Source organism: Deinococcus sp. (assembly GCF_025362455.1).
In the GTDB taxonomy this organism is placed as follows: Bacteria; Deinococcota; Deinococci; order Deinococcales; family Deinococcaceae; genus Deinococcus.
In genome coordinates this window covers 1-17,922 of record NZ_JANYGJ010000154.1, presented here as the reverse complement: position 1 = coordinate 17,922, position 17,922 = coordinate 1, and the positions used below count along the sequence as shown (strand labels likewise).

The 17,922-nt window shown below is 64.1% G+C and carries 12 protein-coding genes; 9 read left to right on the top strand and 3 right to left on the bottom strand.

Annotated elements, in window-relative coordinates; all coding sequences use genetic code 11:
• Positions 1-279 precede the first annotated feature (279 nt).
• The 8 genes from Q0R23_RS11895 (at position 280) to Q0R23_RS11860 (ending at position 10,699) form a co-directional block, all read left to right on the top strand.
• Positions 280-1,665, top strand: a complete 1,386-nt coding sequence (locus Q0R23_RS11895) for an HlyD family efflux transporter periplasmic adaptor subunit (protein ID WP_293913298.1) — start codon at positions 280-282, stop codon at positions 1,663-1,665.
• Positions 1,662-2,396 carry an ABC transporter ATP-binding protein gene (locus tag Q0R23_RS11890; RefSeq protein ID WP_293913296.1) on the top strand — a complete coding sequence of 245 codons (735 nt, stop codon included), beginning with the start codon at positions 1,662-1,664 and terminating at the stop codon, positions 2,394-2,396. The genes Q0R23_RS11895 and Q0R23_RS11890 overlap by 4 nt, the downstream gene beginning before the upstream one ends.
• Entirely contained in the window at positions 2,393-3,607 is a 1,215-nt protein-coding gene (locus Q0R23_RS11885; RefSeq protein WP_293913294.1) for an ABC transporter permease, read from the top strand. The genes Q0R23_RS11890 and Q0R23_RS11885 overlap by 4 nt, the downstream gene beginning before the upstream one ends.
• 93 nt (positions 3,608-3,700) lie before the next feature.
• Positions 3,701-4,180: a MarR family transcriptional regulator gene (locus Q0R23_RS11880; RefSeq protein WP_293913292.1), complete on the top strand. Its 480-nt coding sequence runs from the start codon at positions 3,701-3,703 to the stop codon at positions 4,178-4,180.
• Between the two features lie 119 nt (positions 4,181-4,299).
• Positions 4,300-5,244: a hypothetical protein gene (locus tag Q0R23_RS11875; RefSeq protein WP_293913290.1), complete on the top strand. Its 945-nt coding sequence runs from the start codon at positions 4,300-4,302 to the stop codon at positions 5,242-5,244.
• Between the two features lie 43 nt (positions 5,245-5,287).
• Entirely contained in the window at positions 5,288-5,707 is a 420-nt protein-coding gene (locus tag Q0R23_RS11870) for a PA14 domain-containing protein (protein WP_293913288.1), read from the top strand.
• 428 nt (positions 5,708-6,135) lie between these two features.
• Positions 6,136-7,320: an exonuclease SbcCD subunit D gene (locus Q0R23_RS11865; RefSeq protein ID WP_293913287.1), complete on the top strand. Its 1,185-nt coding sequence runs from the start codon at positions 6,136-6,138 to the stop codon at positions 7,318-7,320.
• 190 nt (positions 7,321-7,510) lie between these two features.
• Positions 7,511-10,699: an SMC family ATPase gene (locus tag Q0R23_RS11860; RefSeq protein ID WP_293913286.1), complete on the top strand. Its 3,189-nt coding sequence runs from the start codon at positions 7,511-7,513 to the stop codon at positions 10,697-10,699.
• A gap of 6 nt (positions 10,700-10,705) precedes the next feature.
• Here the strand turns inward: Q0R23_RS11860 and Q0R23_RS11855 are convergent, their stop codons facing one another.
• From Q0R23_RS11855 to Q0R23_RS11845, 3 genes are all read right to left on the bottom strand, one after another.
• Complete coding sequence (locus Q0R23_RS11855) at positions 10,706-11,185, bottom strand: hypothetical protein (RefSeq protein WP_293913285.1); 480 nt, start codon at positions 11,183-11,185, stop codon at positions 10,706-10,708.
• Positions 11,186-11,448: 263 nt separating this feature from the next.
• The gene (locus Q0R23_RS11850) at positions 11,449-13,524 is read right to left on the bottom strand and encodes a diguanylate cyclase (protein WP_293913283.1); all 2,076 of its coding nucleotides are present in this window, start codon (positions 13,522-13,524) and stop codon (positions 11,449-11,451) included.
• Positions 13,521-14,960, bottom strand: a complete 1,440-nt coding sequence (locus Q0R23_RS11845) for a tetratricopeptide repeat protein (RefSeq protein WP_293913282.1) — start codon at positions 14,958-14,960, stop codon at positions 13,521-13,523. The genes Q0R23_RS11850 and Q0R23_RS11845 overlap by 4 nt, the downstream gene beginning before the upstream one ends.
• An 860-nt stretch (positions 14,961-15,820) precedes the next feature.
• Between Q0R23_RS11845 and Q0R23_RS11840 the strand changes: the two genes are divergently transcribed.
• Positions 15,821-17,922: RICIN domain-containing protein (locus tag Q0R23_RS11840; protein ID WP_293913280.1), on the top strand; the 2,102-nt coding region annotated here is incomplete at its 3' end.

Here is a 17,922-nt window from a genome sequence, read left to right as displayed (position 1 = left end):
ATCTTTGGCAGGCCGTACTCGCCTTCATCGGCTTCCGGGTGCTGACCGGTGACCAGGGCAAGGCCATACGCGGTGTGCTGATTCCGGTGGCCGTGTTCGCCGTGCTGGGCGTGGCCGGGGTGCTGATCTCGCGCTCGCTGGGCAGCCTGATGGGCGCGTCCTGAGCCTGCTCCGTCGGCCCGACTCAGCCGAAAGTGGGACGCGCTGCTTTGATGCGGCGTGCTACACCGGAGTCATGACGCCTGACGCCCGCCCCCACCTTCGCCTGAAGGTGCGCTCATGACCGCCTCGCCTGAGCACACGCCCCCGGTGCCGAGCACCCGTTCCCGCCGCCCCTCGTTGCTGCGCCGCCTCTGGCTGCCGGGCCTGATCGTGCTAAGTGTGGGCATCACGGCTGCCGCGCTGCTGCGGCCCAGCGGCCCCAGTGGCACGCCCGTCAACGTGGTGAAGGCGCTGTCCCAGACCTTTACCCGCACCGTCAGCGGCACCGGCACGGCCAAAGCGCAGGTCGCCCGCAACGTCAACTTTCCGGTGTCCGGCACCGTCTCCAGCAGCGTGGCGAGCGTGAACGTGGCGGTGGGTGACGCCGTGAAGGCCGGAGGGCTCCTGGCCCGCCTGGACAGCGCCGCCCAGAGCCGCGAGCTGCAAAGTGCCCAGGCCGCCCTGACGGCTGCCAGCAGCGACCTGGAGCGTGCCCGCGCCGCCGCCAGCGACGCTGCCCAGGACCTGACGCGCAGCCGCACCGCCGCCGAGCTGACCCTGGCCAGCGCCCAGGACGCCCTGAGCAGCGCCCAGCGGACCCTGCGAAACCAGCTTTCGCTGCACAAGCTCGGCGCCGTCAGCGACCAGGACCTCATCACCGCCCGCAGCGCCCAGGCCGAGGCGCAGCGCAAGCTGGATCAGGCGCGCTCGGAGTTGAGGTACGCCGTGAACCGAACGCCCCAGAGCACCGCCGCCAGCGTGGCTGGGGGGGCGTCGGCGCTGGCCGCCGCCCGCGTGCGCGTCCAGAATGCCCAGGCGGCATTGCGGGACGCCGAGCTGCGCGCCCCGGTGGGCGGCGTCATCAGCGCCGTGAACGTGAGTGTGGGCAACGCTCCCGGCGGTACAGGCGGTCCGGCCTTCGTCATCACCGATCCGGCTCAGCTCTACTTGCAGGTGCCCTTCGACGAGACCCGCGCCCCCGATCTGCGCCCCGGCCAGCCCGTCAGCGTGGCCTTCGACGCGCTGCCCGACAAGGCCGCCACCGGCACGGTAGACCGGGTGGACCCCACCGCCGACGCCAGCGGCAACGCGGCCAGCGTGGTCGTGCGGATTCGGCTGCCGGGCGTTGTTGGCGTCAAACCCGGCTTCACCGGCACCGCCACCGTGACCGTGCGCCGCATCGTCGGGGCCGTCACCGTGCCCATCGAGGCGACGCTGGAGGGCGCCAGCAAAGGCAGCCTCAAGGTTTTCCGCGTGACACCGGAGGCCAAGCCGGTGAACGGGCAACTGACCGGCACCGCCCAGCCGCTGACGCTGACCCTGCTCGACCGCAACACCAACCTGGCGGCGGTGACGGGGCTGAAAGCCGGTGACCTGATCGTGAACACGCCCAGCCCGGAGCTGGCGGCGGGAGCGCGGGTGACGTACAGCGACCCCGCTATCAAGAGCGCCGCGAAGCCGTGAGCACCTCCAGCTCAGACCCGGTGATTCGTTTGTCCGGCATCACCAAGGTCTACGCGGGCGAGGGCGACGCTGAGGTTCACGCGCTGTCGGGCATCAGCCTGGACATTCATGCTGGCGAATACGTGGCGCTGATGGGGCCGTCGGGCAGCGGCAAGAGCACGCTGATGCACATCCTGGGCTGCCTGGACCAGCCCACCGAGGGCCGCTACCTCCTGGGCGGCGACGACGTGAGCCAGCTCGGCGAGGATCAGCTCGCCCGCATCCGCAACGAGCGCATCGGCTTCGTGTTTCAGTCGTTCAACCTGCTGGCCCGCACCAGCGCCCAGAAGAACGTGGAACTCCCGCTGGCCTACCGGGGGCTGGGACTCCGTGAGCGCAGCACCCTGGCCCGCACGGCGCTGGAACGGGTCGGCCTGGGCGACCGCCTGAGCCACAAACCCAGCGAGCTGTCCGGCGGACAAAAGCAGCGCGTCGCCATCGCCCGCGCCCTGGTACAAGACCCCGCCGTGCTGCTGGCCGACGAGCCGACGGGCAACCTCGACTCGCGCAGCACCCGCGAGATCCTCAAGCTGTTCGAGGAGCTGCACCGCGAGGGCCGGACCATCGTGCTGGTCACCCACGAGGAGGAGGTCGGCGCCCGCGCGAGTCGCACCATCTGGCTGCGCGACGGCCTGGTGTCGGACGGGCGCCCGGTGCTGGACGACGACGTACCGGAGGTGGCGAGCGTATGAACGTGCTCGAAAACATCCAGACAGCACTCTCGGCCATCGCCTCGAACAAGCTGCGTAGCCTGCTGACCATGCTGGGCGTCATCATCGGCGTGTTTGCGGTGACCACCATGCTCAGCCTGGGCCAGATGGCGACGCAGGCGATCACCAAGCAGCTCGACAGCATCGGCGGGCGAACGCTGCTGGTGCAGCCCAGGTATGCGCCGGGCCGCCCCTACCGGACCTTTATCGCCGACGATCTGAACGCGCTGGCGGGGCTGCCGATCCGCGACGTCAGCAGCACCAGCAGCGGCGTCACCGCCGAAGTTTCGGGCCGCAGCGCCAACCTGAGTCTCAGCGGCGTCAAGGCCGACTACGCGCGGCAGTCGCCGGATGTCAAGCTCACCAGCGGGCGGTTTTTCACCGAGACGGAAGCCAGAGGCAGCGCCCCGCTGATCGTGCTCAGCGGCACCACCGCCCAGAAGCTGTTTCCGCAGCAAAATCCACTGGGCCAGGTGCTGCGAATCTCGGCGCGGGTGGTGAACAACTCCGGCCTGGTCTTGCAACGCGAACAGGTCACGGTCATCGGGGTGACGCAACCGGCCTCGGCGCTGTTCGGCGGCGGTCAGGACAGCGGGATCATGCCCATCAACTTCCTGTGGCGCACCTTTACGGACCGTGACAGCTACGACACCTTGCAGTTCCGGGTCGACCCTGGCGCCGATATAGATTCCGTGCAGGCCACCGTCAGCCGCGTGCTGGAGCGGCGCCGGGGCGAGAAAAACTTCGAGGTCTTCAATTTCGATCAGTTCGTGCAGCAGTTCTCGCAGATCACCACCGTGTTGCAAATCCTGCTGGCCAGCATCGGCGGCCTGAGCCTGCTCGTCGGCGGCATCGGCATCATGAACATCATGCTCGTTTCAGTCACCGAGCGTACCCGTGAGATCGGGCTGCGCAAGGCCCTGGGCGCCCGGCGCGGCACCATCCTGGGGCAGTTTCTGATCGAGGCCGTGACGCTCACCGCCCTGGGCGGGTTGGTCGGCTACCTGCTGACGGTGCTGACCGTGACCCTCGTCAGCCTGGCGGCGCCGAGCTTCTTTCCGCAGGTGATCCTCTCGCCGGGCGTGGCGTTGCTGGCGTTGGTGGTGAGCGCCCTGACCGGCGTGATCTTCGGGGTCTGGCCCGCCAGCCGCGCTGCCGCCCTGCCGCCGATTGAGGCTTTGCGCTACGAGTAGGAGCTGGACCGGCGGGCTGCCTGAATCAAGCGTGAAGGCGTTTTGCTGCAACGCTACTGTATTGCCTCCAATTCAGTGCTTAAACTGACAGGCATGACTGCCGTGCCCCCCGCTGTGCTCGATTCCCTGCTGTGCCTGGACATCTACGCCACCTCGCGCCTGATGACCCGCGCCTACCGTCCGCTGCTCGGCGCCCTGGAGTTGACCTACCCGCAGTACCTGGTGATGGTGGCCCTCTGGGACGAGGACGGGCGCACGGTGGGCAACCTGGGCGAGACCCTGGAACTCGATTCGGGCACGCTCTCGCCGCTGCTCAAGCGCCTGGAGGTGGCGGGTCTGCTCACCCGCACCCGCACCCGCAAGGACGAGCGCGAGGTCGAGGTTCGTCTGAGCCCGGCGGGCCGTGAATTGCAGGCACGTGCCCGCCAGATTCCCGGTGACCTGGCCGCCCTGATCTGCCTCAGTGGCGAGCAGAGCGCCGGGCTCCAGCGCCAGCTTCGTGCCCTGCGCCACAACATCGAGCGGGCACTGGCCGGGGAAGTCGTGACCTCGGCGTTCGGGGAAGCGCTCTAGGCGACGATTCAGCAGACCGGCGGTGCTGCTTGGCTCAGGTGCAATGTTAAGCTCAAGGCATGTTTTGGAAAAAGAAGCAGAGCGTGGCGCAACCCGTCTTGACCCCCCTGCACTGCAATATGGACTGGCCCAGCGAGCCGGTTCGCCTCTGGTCGCTTGGGCGCAGAGACGACCTGGACCGCAATACCAGTGAGCTGATCGCCACCCAGGAGCGCTGCTGGCGGGAGGCGGGCCCGGTCCTGCGGACTTCTGAATCACCGCAACTCGCCGTAGACGAGGGCGGTCGAGACCTGGTGCTCAGCGTGCCCGCGTTGCTGGAGCGTGCCGGGCAGCCGTTCTGGGTCTTTCCCTACCCGCTGGCGGATACCGAGTTGGCAGGCCACTTCCTCAGCGTCCAGCAGGCCGCCGCGCGGGCCGGGGCCACGGCGGTCTACTACGCCCCGGAGCCGCTGCCGCTTGACGGCGCCGCGCCCACACCACTCTTCAATCCCTTCGAGCTGGCGCTGCGGCCTGTGCCAAGTGGGGAAGCCCTGCCCGCCGACGATTACGCCATGTGGTGGCCCGAACACGCGGAAGACCGCCTAGGCGGCAGCGACTACGGCGACCTGCTGAGGCGCATCTACGCGCTTCAGGACCGTTACGGCAGCTTACTTGGCGGTGTGCTCCGCTCACGGATCATGCCGGGCTTTCCGCCGAGCAGCAGCGTTTCTCGCGTATTTTTTCCGCCCAGCGTCGTCTTCTTCAAGGTGATCGGCCCCGGCGAGTTGCCCATGCAGGTCAGCGTCTGCCAGGAAAAGGGCCTGCGCTTCCACTTTCCGGTCAAGCTCAGCACCCGGTCCCAGCGTCTGGCCTCGCTGCGCGTCATGGAGCGCCACCTGGCCGCGCTGGGCGCCCAGGCCGAGGCGGACGGCTTACAGGACGACGCCGCGCTGCTCGGCCCGGATGAGGAGTCGCCGGGTGCCTGGTGGAGTGCGCTTCAGCGCTTCGCGGATCGGCGGCTGACCGAGCAGGACTGGCAGGGCTTTCAGGTAGGCCGCGTGTTGAACCTGCCGCCTGAGTCATGAGCGCTAGACTCACGGTCAGTTCAGCTCACTCACGGAGGCGCGGATGATCTCAGGGAACATGCTCAGGAGCGTGCTGGCCGGACTACTGACTCTCTCGCTGGTGGCCTGCGGCGGCTCGCCGCAACCGGAGCTGCCCGGCACCGGCCTGCGCGGCGACTACCACGCGGCGCTCGACCTGGCTGGCCCGGCCCTGACCCAGACCGACCCGCAAATCGATTTCGACTGGGGTTCTGGAATTCCCAGGAGCGGCGTCGGCCCCGACACGTTCAGCGTGCGCTGGAGCGGCGTGCTCAGGGTGCCCGCCAGCGGCGAATACACCTTCATCACCAGCAGCGACGACGGCGTGCGCCTGTCGCTCAATGGCACGCTGTACCTCGACGACTGGACCGAACATACCGTCACCGAACGAACCGCCAAAGTGACCCTGACGGCGGGCGGGCACGTGCCTATCGTGCTCGACTAGAGCAGTACTCCGAATTACGCCACGGGGAAAACAGCCTCCCCGCGCCTCCATTCTGCGTCCTGCTCAGTCAACACTACTCGCTCCGCTCGGTCATAAAAAGGGTCTTTTTATGACATCTGCTCTATTACGAGAATTTCGGCGTCGCCCTGGTGAAGTTGGAATGGTCCGGCCCCGGTATAGCGCGTCAGGTCGTGCCGACGGCGGTGCTGTACCCGGCGCCGTAAAACGCGGGAGGCGGTGCGCGGTGGCCGCGCTGGATGGTCAGCTACAGGCAAGTGCCCCGGCCACGGCAGACCCTTCACTGCGTTCAGGGTGACAAACAAGGCAAAGTGGTCATGCCGAGCTTGCCGAGGCGTCTCCCGCGCCCCGCCTCCCGCTTCCCCCACAAGCCACACGCCCGGCCCCCTCCCCGTGCTAACTTTTCCGTTATGCGCGTACTTCACACCGCCGACTTCCATGCTGGGCGCAGTCTGCGCGGCTACGACCGGACTCCGGAGATCCGCGACGCCCTGAGCGAGATCGCCGGTCTGGCCCGCAGCGAACGGGTTGATGCCGTGCTGGTGGCGGGCGATCTCTTCGACGCGGTGAACCCGCCCGCCGACGCCGAGGCGGCCATCTTCGAATTTTTCTTGCGTCTGCGCGACGATAAGATTCCCAGCATCGTCATCGCCGGAAACCACGACAGCGCCTCGCGCCTGGCTGGACTCACCGGGCTGCTCGGCTGGGTGGGCGTGCAGGTCGTGGCCCAGCCCGCCGCCAACCCCCGTGAGATGCTGCGAACGTTAGATACGAAATCGGGCGAGAAACTGGTCGTGGGTGCCCTGCCGTACCTCTCGGAGCGCCGATTGGTCAAGGCCGCCGACGTGATGGGCGCCGATGTGGGAAGTTGGCGCCAGAAATACCGCGAGGGCATGAATTTCTTCCTGAAAAAACTGGCCGAAGGTTTTGAGCCCGGCGCCGTGAACATGCTGATGCTCCACGCCACGCTCGACGGCGCCGTCGCCAGCGGTTCGGACCGGGGCATGCAGTTTGACCTGACCAACTCGTACACGGTCTCGCCGCTGCAACTGCCCGCGATGGCCCAGTACGCCGCGCTGGGCCACGTCCACAAGCCCCAGCAGCTCGGCGCGTCGCCGCTGGCCTGTTATCCCGGCAGCATCATCCAGCTCGATTTCGGCGAGGGCGGCGAGAAGAAACAGGTCAACCTGATCGAAGTCGAGGCCGGACGCCCCGCCCGCGTCACCGCCATTCCGCTGGTCAGCGGCAAGGAACTCCGGACCATCAAAACCGACGTGGACGGACTGGACGCCCGCCTGGCGGCATTGGACGGCTTTCAGGGACTGCTGAAGGTGGTCATCCGGGCGCCGGGCGGCACGGCCCTGCCAGGACTCAAAGACCGCGTGCTGCGCCAGTTCCCCGGTGCGCTGGGCGTGGACCTGGAGCCGACCAACGACGAGGCAAGTGCCCAGCTCGAAACCCGCGAGGGGCTCAGCCTGACCCAGCTCTACGAGCGCTTCCACCTGGAAAAACGCGGCGAGCTGCCGCCTGCTCTGAGGGCAGCCTTCGAAGAAACGGACCGGGCCGTGCGCGAAGCGGCGGGGGAAGCCGTATGAATAACTTTCCGATTGAAAGGCTGCTGTTGCAGCCTGAAATCCGACCAACGGGACTTGAAAAGCTGCGGAGCAGAGTAGGAATAGCATTTGGCGCTCACGGCGTGGAGCGTTTGCCAGCGCGTCTTGAGCAGAACGGCACCTATCGGGCCTGCCCGCTTTTCTGGGAAATGCGGAATAGAGTGAGCGCCAAATGAGACCACTCGAACTCTCCGTCCGGGGCTTCATGCCGTTCCGCGATCAGGTGGACATCGACTTCGCCGGGCTGCAACTCTTCGCCATCCAGGGCGCCACCGGCAGCGGCAAGAGCAGCCTGCTCGACGCCATCACCTTCGCGCTCTACGGCGAGACCGACCGGCTGGGGCAGACCGGGCTCGACGCGCTGATTTCCACGGGCGAGCGGGCCTTCGCCGTCAGTTTGACCTTCGAGAGCGGGGGCGAGGTCTACCGGGCCGCCCGCACCAAGGGCCGCAAGCAGGCTGAGAACCAATTGCGGCTGGAGCAGCGAGACGGCGCCGACGCCAAGCGCTGGAGCAACCTCTCCGAGAACACCAACCGCGCCACCCAGGCCCGTGTCAGCAAGCTGCTGGGGCTGGATTTCAAGAGTTTCACCCGCGCCGTGATGCTGCCGCAGGGCAAGTTCGACGCCCTGCTGCGCGGCAGCAAGGCCGAGCGCCAGAAGTTGCTGGGCGAGCTGACCAACCTCGGTCACGTCGCCGAGATGCACGCTCGCGCCGCCGATCAGGTCAAGGCGCATAAATTCGAGCTGGCCGGAGCCCATCACCTGCTGGAAGGTGAGTACGCTGGGGTGAGTGCGGAGGCGCTGGTCGCGCTTAAAGCCGAACGCGACGCTGCCGTGACCGCCCTCCAGACCTTCGGGGACGACGCGGAGGGCTTGCAGGCCGAGCTGAGCCGCCTGCGTGCCCAGGAGGCCGTGCAGCGCGAACTGGACGAGGCCGGGCGCCATCTGACCGCACTGGACGCCCAGGCCGAAGGCGTCCGCGCCGGAGCCGAACGCGCCGAACGCGCCCGCATTGTCGCCACCGCCCTGCCGCTGCTGGACGCGGCGACCCAGGCGACCCAGGCCGCCGAACGCGCCGTGAACGCCGCCGGAGCCGCCGGAGCCGGGCTGGAGAGCGCCGCCGCCGCCCTGGCCCGGACTGCCACCTTGGAGCGGGCTGCCCTGGACGCTCAGGCCAGCGGCAACGTTCAGTTGGGTGCCCGCCTGGAGCGGGCCGGGCAGGTCGAGCGGGCCTGGCCGCTGCTCAGGGGCGCCGAGCAGTCCGGTCAGACGCACGAGCGGGCTCAGCAGGCGTCCGCCACCGCCGGAGCCGCCCTGGACCGCGCCCAGCAGGATGTCGAGACCGCCGCCGCCCGCGAGAGCAGCGCCCGCACCGCCACCGGGCGCATCCCCGAACTCGAAGCCCGCAATGAAATGCTGCGCGAGGCCGACGCCGATCTGAGGCGTCTCAAGCTCGCCGGGGGCACGCCCCAGACCACGCACCCCAAGCCGCTGCCCTGGGACGAGGAGGCCCACCAGCGAGCCAGGGAGGCCGCCACCCAGATCGCCCAGAACCGCAAGGAGCGCGCGGTGCTCGACTCCGAGAAGGCCGGACTGAAAGCCGATCAGGCCCGGCACCTGGAAAATACCCAGCTCCAGCGCGTCCAGAAAGCCGAGATGGAGCAGATCACCCTCGACGGACGCCAGCTCAAAGCCGAGTTCGACGCCGCGAAAGCCCGACTCGACGAGGCCAGACTCATCGCCGGACTGAGTGCCCATAGAACTCACCTGCATCTGGGTCAGCCGTGTCCGCTGTGCGAGCAGAGCGTCAAGACCCTGCCGAGCGGTTCCAAAGCCGACCTGGGCGAGCTGGAAGCGGCGCTGGGGGCCGCTGAGCTGCAACTGGAGTTGCAACGGGACCGCTACAAGAACCTCAAGGCCCAGACCGATGTGCGGGTCAGGCAACTCGAAGACAAGGCCCGCGAACTCACCGACTGGGAAGCGGCGCTGGGGGACCGCGAGGCCGATCTGCGCGTGGCCGAAGCCAGATTCACGGGCGACGAACCCGACACCGCCCTGCGCCTGCTCTCTGGCCTGGCTGCCCGCGTCAACCTGGCCGGACGCGACCCGGCGGGCGAGCGGAAGAAAGCTCAGGCCGAGATCGCAGCCCTGAACACCGCCCTGGACGACGCCCGCAAAGCCCAGGCCCAGGCGTCCGCCGCACACGCCGCCGCCGCCGCGACCCTGGCCGCCGCCGCGCAGGGGTTAAATGAGCGTCAAGCCGAAGCCGAACGCGCTGCAATCGCTCTAAATGACGTGTTGGCCGACCTCGACCTCAGTGCCGACGAGGTGCAGTCCGCCCCCGACCCCGCCGCCGAGCGCCGCGCCGTCCAGACGGAGCTGAAAGCATTAGCCGACGCTCTGGAAGCCGCCCGCCGTGCCCACGCCGAGGCCGGGGCCGTCCACGCTGCCGCCGCCGCGACGGCTGGGGCCGCCCGCGAACGTGCCAGCGAGCGCCAGGCTGAGGCCGTGCGGGCTGAGACTGCTTTGAATGCCGTGCTGGCCGCCCTGAAGCTCAGTGCCGAGGATGTCCAGTCCGCCGCCCTCCCCGAAGATCAGATCCGTGCCCTGGACGCCGCCCTGCGAGGGCACCTGGCCGCCCGTGAACAGATGAAAGCCGAAGTCGCCGCGCTGGAGGCCAAACTGGGCGGCGTCCCCTTCGATCCTGCCCGGCTGGCTCAGGCCGGACGTGATCTGTACGCGGCCCAGGCGGCGCTCAGCACAGCCCAGGCCCGCCTCGGTGAGCTGGCCGAGTCGATCCGGGCCGGAACCGAGCGCCTGGCCCGCAAAACCGAGCTGGAGGCGAAGGCGGGTACTCTGGCGGGCACGGTGGACCTCTGGACCACGCTCGCCAATTCGCTGCGGGCCAACGAATTCCAGCAGTATCTGTTGCAGGAGATCGAGGCCCGGCTGCTGACCGGCGCGGGCGAACTGCTGCACGACATCAGCGACGGGCGCTACCGGCTGGCCCTGGAAGGTGGCGATTACGTCGTGCAGGACCTCTGGAACGCGGGCGAGACGCGGGGTGTCAAAACCCTGTCGGGCGGCGAGACCTTCCTGGCGAGCCTGTCGCTGGCGATTGCTCTGAGCGACTACCTGGCCGGGAACCGTATCCTGGGCGCCCTGTTTTTAGACGAGGGCTTCGGCACGCTCGATCCACAGGCGCTCGATTCGGTGGCCGGGGCGCTGGAGAATCTGCGGACGCAGGGGCGGATGGTCGGCGTGATTACCCACGTCGAGAGCCTATCGGAGCGCTTGCCCAGTCGTCTGCTGGTGAGCAAGAGCGTGGCGGGGAGCAGCGTGCAGCGGCTGGACGGGTGAGCAAAATCAAGCCATCAACGCCGCGAACCGCTTCTGCAAATACTCGCCGTACACCTCGTGCCTGGCCTTGATACCCACGTCTTTGAACACGATCAAGCCATCCTTGACGAGAACGAACGACGGGTACACGCCGATCTGATATGCCGTATTGATGGGGCCGCCGACATCGAGGATGTTACCCGGCTGGGTGTAAATTTCCAGCGCTTCGGGTTCTTCGGATTTGGCGTGGCGGTCCACGATCACGAGCCTCACGCCGCCCCGGTGGCAGGCTGCCGCTACCTGCATGTCAATCAGGCCACAGATGGTGCAGCCCCGCGTGCGGAAGTAGAGCAAGGTAGGCTGGCCGGGTTCGAGTGGCAATTGCTCAAGCTGCGGCGCGAGGCGCCCGATCCAGCGCGAAGCGAACAGGCCGCTGGTGAGCACCGTCCACAAGCTCGGACTGGTTCTGTCGGTGTTCACAGCAGACCGTGTGATCTTCAGTGCCATGCCACAGGTATACCGCAGGTTCAGCACGAGTAAAGGAGCCCCGGCCCGCGTCAGGACTCCCCATCCTCACCTCGCTCAGAACTTCAGCACGTACTCCGCAAACCCGTCATCCCGCGTCTTTTGCAAGGTCGCGTTCGCCGGGGCGTACTTCTGGGCATTGGGGCTGGTGGCGTAGATCAGACTCACGCCGGGCATGGGGTCAGGATAGGGTTGGACGGGTGAGGGGTTGGCCGTGGGGTTTGCATGTCAACGCCCTGCTCACCTCAGCTCCAGCCTCGTCCCCACTCGCCTTGCCGCGCCCGCCCGACTTCGATACGGTTGCGGCCACGTCGTTTAGCCAGGAGTAACGCTTCGTCTGCGCCCAGGAGCAGACCAGCCGCGCCGTGTAAAGCCAGACTGGCCACGCTGGCTGAGGCGGTGATGACGAGCTGCTGCCCCGCATGTTCCACATGAAGCTGAGACAACTGATCTTGCACGGTCTCCGCGATCAAGAGCGCGGCATCCAGGTTCAGCCCAGGCAGGATCAGCAAAAACTCCTCGCCACCGTACCGGCAGGCCATACCCTGAGTTGCCAGAAGAAGCTTGCCGACTTCATGCAGCACCGTGTCGCCGCCGCTATATCCGCACCGGGCATTGAACTCGCGGAAGTTGTCGATATCCAGAAGGATAACGCTTAGATCCCCAGATTCTTTCTGAGTACGCCGGACTTCTTTGGTCAGTATCTCTTCCATGAAGCGTCGATTGTATAAGCCAGTGAGCTTGTCACGAATGGCCTGCTCCCGAAGTTCGGACTGAAGAAGTGTCAGTTGGTCGTTGCTGCGGCGTAGATCAGCTTCAGCGAGTTTCAGGTCGGTCACGTCGGACAGAGCGATACGGTGTGCTAGCGGTGATTGCTTGCTGCCGATGGTCGTGCGCTGAACTCGGTAAAAACGGTTTTGCCAGTGCAGCAGGTCACTGAGATCGTCGAGGGGGTGTATGGCCCTCACCGGCTGCCCGACGCGCATATTGCCGAACAGCCTGCGTGCGACAGGATTGGCTTCTATCAGTTGTTGCTGTGGGCCGATAACCAATTCGCCCTCTTCACGTAAAGCAAAGCCCTTTCCCCAGGCCGTGGGACTTAGATCAAGCAAGTGGTATCGGTACAGGGCAAGAGCCAACATGAGCGTGAGCAGCGAAGCGCCAAAGACGGATGGGTCTTGCTCTGCGAAGCCGAACTGGTAGAGGATAGTCGGAAAGATGAAGAGAGGCAAAGGCGGCAAGATCAGACTCAGACTGATGATATTAATCTGTGAGCGGTAAATTCGGGAAACGTGATCGCGAAAAGCGAAGAGCGAGGCGCTTCCAAAAAATAACAGCAAGTTGGTGACGATAAAACAAAACTTCATTGGGAATGTAAACTCTATCCGCGAAAACGGTAGAAAGGCTGCCCTCGTACTCAGATGGGGTCGAATCTGCGCCCAGCCCGTCCACGGGTCAGTAACGATCAGGAGAGCCGATGTCGATATGATCATTATGATTACTGTCCGAAGTCCACGGCTCTGTAAATTCTGACTACCAGTGTAATGCCACACGAAAAACAGTGACGCCCATGACCCGATCAAAAGGCCCAGAAGCTTGACGGTGAATCCGATATACGTCCCAATAAAAGTAACATCGAGAATTTCTACAGCATAACCCGCGAAGATAAGTGAGATTCCGAGCAGAGACCAGACTAGAGTTACGGTGTACCCTGGTTTACGTTTCCCACGCATGATTTTGATCAACATCGAAATGGAGAGGCACAGGCTGCCGAGAACGATCACCATAACGTTCCAGGGAATGTTCTCTAGCGGAGTCAGAACGAAGGCAGGTCGCAAGACTGGGACGGTTTCTTGGAGTTGTGTCATTTGAGTCAGGTCGTCTGAAACGCTTACTTCCTCGACATCGTTAATCACATCGCGTTCGTTCGACAGTGACAAGGTGTTGATGCCTTGCCGCAGTGGCACCTTCAGCGACAGGGTTTCCCAGAGGTTATGCGTGTTGTGGAACTTGACGGCGATGAGCGGAATGCCGTCGATGGTCAGCAAACCCGGAAAGAGTTGATTACCGGTCCTGTTTCTGAAGCTCAGGCGATAGACGCCCGCACGGGGCACCTCGGTCGCCCAGGTGATGGCGCCGCCTTCGCCGAGGTAACTGGCGGTGTAGCCACCTGAACACTCGTCGCAGCGCAGGCGCACCGCCCGCCCGGTCAGGTGCATATTCTCGGCTTCAAGCGTCTGGGTGAAGCGGGCGGACGCCGCCGGTTGAGGAGCTGCTCCGGCCCAGCTCAGCACCGCCAGCAGCACACACAGCAGCTTCATGCCAGATCTGCCTGGGGCACAGGCTGAGATACAGCACTCGGAGTGCTCGCCAGCGAATCGACCAGTCGGTTGCCCGCCCGCCGCCGCAGATCGTCAAGCTCGCTCAGGCTCAGCGGAAGGTGCAGCGCCGTGTGCCAGTCGCTCTGCGCGGCCTGGTGGCGGCCCAGTGTCCAGTGCAGCTCGGCCCGCTCGGCGAAGAGTTCAGAGCGCTGCCTGGGCAAGAGAGACGGCTGCCGGGGCGAGTGGCCCTCAAGAATCAAGTCGAGGTAGCGCTGAGCCGATTCGGTCTCGCCCAGTTCACGCTCGGTGCGGGCGAGCATGACCAGGAGTTCAGGTTTGGGTGCTCGGCCCAGCACCTGCGACACCTGCCAGGCCCGCGTGAACCCGTCGCGGGCCTGCGCCAGTTCATGACGGCAAAGCGACGGACTGTTGCGGGCCGCGCCGTAGCTACTTTGCCGCAGATGCATCAGCCCCAGATTGGCCGCGACCAGGTAGGTGCCCCACAGCCAGCGAGCGTCCAAAAAATGGTGCAGGGCCACACTGAAATGAGGTCGGGCGCTGCGCGGCTCCCGCCTGGGGTCATCTAGAATCAGTAAGCCTTCGAGCACCTCCAGTCGGCCACGCAGCAGCTTATGAGCGGGTGGCGTGGCGGCCAGCAGCTCGCGCAGCAGCCGCTTCGACACATTCGGGTCGCCGACCAGGCGTTCGAGCCGGGCGTGTTGCAGCTTCGCCCAGGGCAGCAGGTGAGCGTCCTGCGGCCCGACCTCGATCAGCGCACGCGCACGGTCGAGATTCTGCCACGCTTCGGGCCAGTCGGCCCCCTGCTCGTGGACACTGGAGCGCAGCAGCAGGGCGCGGGCCGCAACTGAACGATCTGGATGAGCGATCAGGCGTTCGGCGGCGCTCAGCGCCTCGGCAGGTCGGCCCAGTTCGAGCAGGGCTTCGGCCATCGTCAGGTCGCACAGGCCGTAGGGGTCGTGGCTGAGCAGGTCGGGCGCGGTATCGGTGAGTGACGGCGGCGGCAGCGCAGGAGCGCCCGGCACACCATGAATGACGACGCCTCCAATGCAGGCCATGTTCAGAACCCAGACCTCCTTGGATTTGCCTTTCGGCGAGGTGACGAGCTTTTCTTCGCTGAGGCCCAGAATCCGGCACACCTGCTCGTTGAAACTCTCGCCCTTGCCGGTGCCGTTCAGGAAACGGTAGAGCGTCTGGCCCAGGGTCGCTTCCTCCAGGTGCCGGAACTCGCTCAGCTCGCGCACCTCGCTGACATGCACCCGCTGGGCGTAGCGGTCTGGCTGCTGACTGCGTGCGGCCAGAAGTTCCAGAAACGAAACGTACCGTGGAGGCAACTGAAGCGGTGTTCCGGCCAGATTGACGCTCGCGGCGGCGGTATCGATCTCCAGGATGAGGAGTTCCGGGGACGTTGCACTCATGGTCAGTACTGTAGCTCACCTTGCTCTAAGTCTTCCCACATTTGTGACAGTTTTTGAAAGCGTCTAAACAAAGTCGCGCTGGGACGACGCTTACCGATGTTCCAGAACTGTTCCAGAGTGGTCCTGAGTGTCACCGGCCCTGACCCGCCTCCCCCCAGGGTGGTGTTGGCGGGCGTGTTCCTGTTGCTAGTCTCATGTCGTTGCAACAACGGCGGGTCTGGCACTCATGAAGGGGCAGCACTCGCAGATCCAGATTCGCAGCCCCGGACCCGCAGCCCCGGACCCGCAGCCAAGGAGAAGCCCGATGGGACGTGGGTTGAATCAACCTGATGAGTCAGGTGAAGGCAAGTTCAATTCCGTATGTCAACAATATGCATCAATCGCAAGTGAACTTCAGGAGGATCATTATGAAATCAGGTCAGAAGACAGACACTTCGCCCCAGGCACTGCCTCGTCGCAAGCTCCATGCGTTACAGCTTGGGCTGGTCATTAGCCTAGCGTTGCTCACGGCTTGTGGAGGTGGAGAGACAGCAGCCGGTATTCCTGAACAGGCTGCGCCACCTTCCGGAACGGCAACAGTGCCCTCTACGACCCCGACGACCCCGGTATCAGGAACCACCCCTGCGCCTGCGCCTGCATCTCCTCCAACGGCACCCAGCGACGATGATCTCACGCCTCTAGCGGGCAACGACAATACCGAAGAAACCCCAATAGTTCTCAATCCAGTTGACGGTGAGCTGATGCCTATCATCGGCCAGGGGTACACGGGAAGCTTGTCTGCGTCGAGTCTCTCCGCGCTTTCACTAACCAGCAGTAGCGCCGAAATAATAGCGAGGGCTCAGCGTTGGGTTCGCTTTGCCGTGCCGTACAGCCAGAAAACGACATATGACGGTTATCGTCCGGATTGTTCAGGTCTTATCTCGATGGCCTGGGGGCTGAACAGTTCAGCGGTGACTAGCACACTCAAAAACTACTCAGTCCAGGTCAGTCTGGCTGAGCTGCGACCAGGCGACGCCATTAACAACCAGGGCATCGGAAACGCAGGCCATGTGGTGATGTTCAAGCAATGGATTGACCAGGCTTCGGGTAGCTTTCTGGCCCTTGAAGAGAATGGGCGGGCGAAAAAGGCCGTGGAGACTAGTCTGCATATGGTCAAGAAAGGTGACGGCTGGACCATCCGTGAATATGACCGTCCGGCACCGGGGCCCTACGTTTTTCAGCGCTCAAACGCTCTGGTCGGCGGTACTATCAGTATGCCTGTGCCTCAGTCGCCTGCGGGCGCAATCAAAGCTGAGGGCAACACAACTTTTGCATGGACTCCAGCGCAAGGTGCCACACAGCTACGTCTGATCATCACCAAGTATCCGTTTGGGCCGAATGATCTGGTGTACCGGAACACGACTCTGGCGGGGTCCAGCACTCAGTTGATCTTGCCGCCGTCGAGCTTCGTGAGTGGTGCCGAGACCCGCTACCGCTGGAGTTTGATGCTGATCGGCACCGATGGGATAGGACGGGTAGGGGCGTCGCTCAACTTCGCCTTGCAGCCGTTGACGCCTCCGGTAACAACGCCATCAACCGCTGGGCCAGCCACCTTGCTCGTCAACAATTATACCGGGCAATGCCTCGATGTTGCAGGCGGCTCGACTGCGGACAATTCCTCGGTCCTAGCCTGGAACTGCCACTCAGCGGCTAATCAGCAGTTCACACTACGAGCGATGAGCAACGGCTACAAGCAGATCACGGCAGTGAATTCGGGCAAGTGCGTAACTGTGCCTGCGACGGGGGGTGTGGGAGTCAAACTCGTACAAGCCACCTGTAATGATCAGTCTACCGGACAGCAGTTTCTTTTTGAACCCGTTGGAAACGCTTTTAAGCTCAAGGTAAAAGCCTCTGGGTTATGTCTCGACCAGTTTTTCCCTGAGGGTAAGCAGTCCACTGATGTAGGTCAGTGGGACTGTAATGGCGGAGCGAACCAGTTGTGGAAGGTGATGCCCATAGGTACGTCTACACCGACGGTGCCCACGCCAGTTCCTACGCCTATACCGGCACCAACGCCCACACCCATTCCGGTACCTGCACCTGCACCTGCACCTGCACCTGCACCTGCACCTGCACCTGCACCTGCACCCAATCATTTTGTCAGCCAGATTCTCTCGCACGGCTTGGCCGTGAACTACAACATTCCTACCGGCAACAAAGTTTTCCTATACGGTATTGACAACACTGACGATCAGAACTGGGATTTCGTGCGCATCAGTGGAAACGTCTACAACATCAAGCGTGTAGGCACTAACTCTTGCATCAATTCTTATGCACCTGTGAACAGTAAAGCCATTAATTTGTATGAGTGCAATTCGAGTGACACGGATCAGCAGTGGCGCGTCCTCGATTTCTCGAAGTACGGCTCCAAAAATGTGATTCTGCAACGCGTCGGTAGCGGTGACGGCGTGTACTGTCTGAACGCCTACAATGCGGCACAAAATTCGCCAATCAATGTTTATTCGTGTGATGAGTTCGATTCTGACCAGTACTTTACGCTCCCTCAAGCACCTGAGAATGTGGTGCCAACGACTACTCAACAGCCTACACAGGCTGGTGTAGGTATAGATTGTGCGGCGGAAGCAGCGTGTTCGAGATTCGATATTACAACCCTAGATCGCCTGGTTTCCAACTGTGGAAACGCTTCAGGAACTGGATTGAATAAAAAAGCTTTGACGGCTTGCATCAGGCGCGAAACGGGTCAAAATGACTTTTCAATGTTGGAATGGGAAGACTGGCAATGTACTGAGCTAGCCTGGTGGGTCGCAGGGGATAAATACTTTATTGGGAGAACTGGTCGCGGGAGTCGTGGAAGTCCAGTCGTGAGTTATAGAGGTTCTTCGAGCTTGGCGGGTAGCGCGATGGCCGTGTTTTCTTCCAATGGAACGTACAATGATGTGCATACTGCTGTCATCCGCAGTGT

Bases quoted from the DNA above. Each gene is read 5' to 3' on its own strand.
- Q0R23_RS11880 (WP_293913292.1), top strand. From the start codon at position 3,701: ATGACTGCCGTGCCCCCCGCTGTGCTCGATTCCCTGCTGTGCCTGGAC.
- Q0R23_RS11875 (WP_293913290.1), top strand. From the start codon at position 4,300: ATGGACTGGCCCAGCGAGCCGGTTCGCCTCTGGTCGCTTGGGCGCAGA.
- Q0R23_RS11865 (WP_293913287.1), top strand. From the start codon at position 6,136: ATGCGCGTACTTCACACCGCCGACTTCCATGCTGGGCGCAGTCTGCGC.
- Q0R23_RS11850 (WP_293913283.1), bottom strand. From the start codon at position 13,524: ATGAAGCTGCTGTGTGTGCTGCTGGCGGTGCTGAGCTGGGCCGGAGCA.
- Q0R23_RS11895 (WP_293913298.1), top strand. From the start codon at position 280: ATGACCGCCTCGCCTGAGCACACGCCCCCGGTGCCGAGCACCCGTTCC.
- Q0R23_RS11885 (WP_293913294.1), top strand. From the start codon at position 2,393: ATGAACGTGCTCGAAAACATCCAGACAGCACTCTCGGCCATCGCCTCG.
- Q0R23_RS11855 (WP_293913285.1), bottom strand. From the start codon at position 11,185: ATGGCACTGAAGATCACACGGTCTGCTGTGAACACCGACAGAACCAGT.
- Q0R23_RS11860 (WP_293913286.1), top strand. From the start codon at position 7,511: ATGAGACCACTCGAACTCTCCGTCCGGGGCTTCATGCCGTTCCGCGAT.
- Q0R23_RS11845 (WP_293913282.1), bottom strand. From the start codon at position 14,960: ATGAGTGCAACGTCCCCGGAACTCCTCATCCTGGAGATCGATACCGCC.
- Q0R23_RS11870 (WP_293913288.1), top strand. From the start codon at position 5,288: ATGATCTCAGGGAACATGCTCAGGAGCGTGCTGGCCGGACTACTGACT.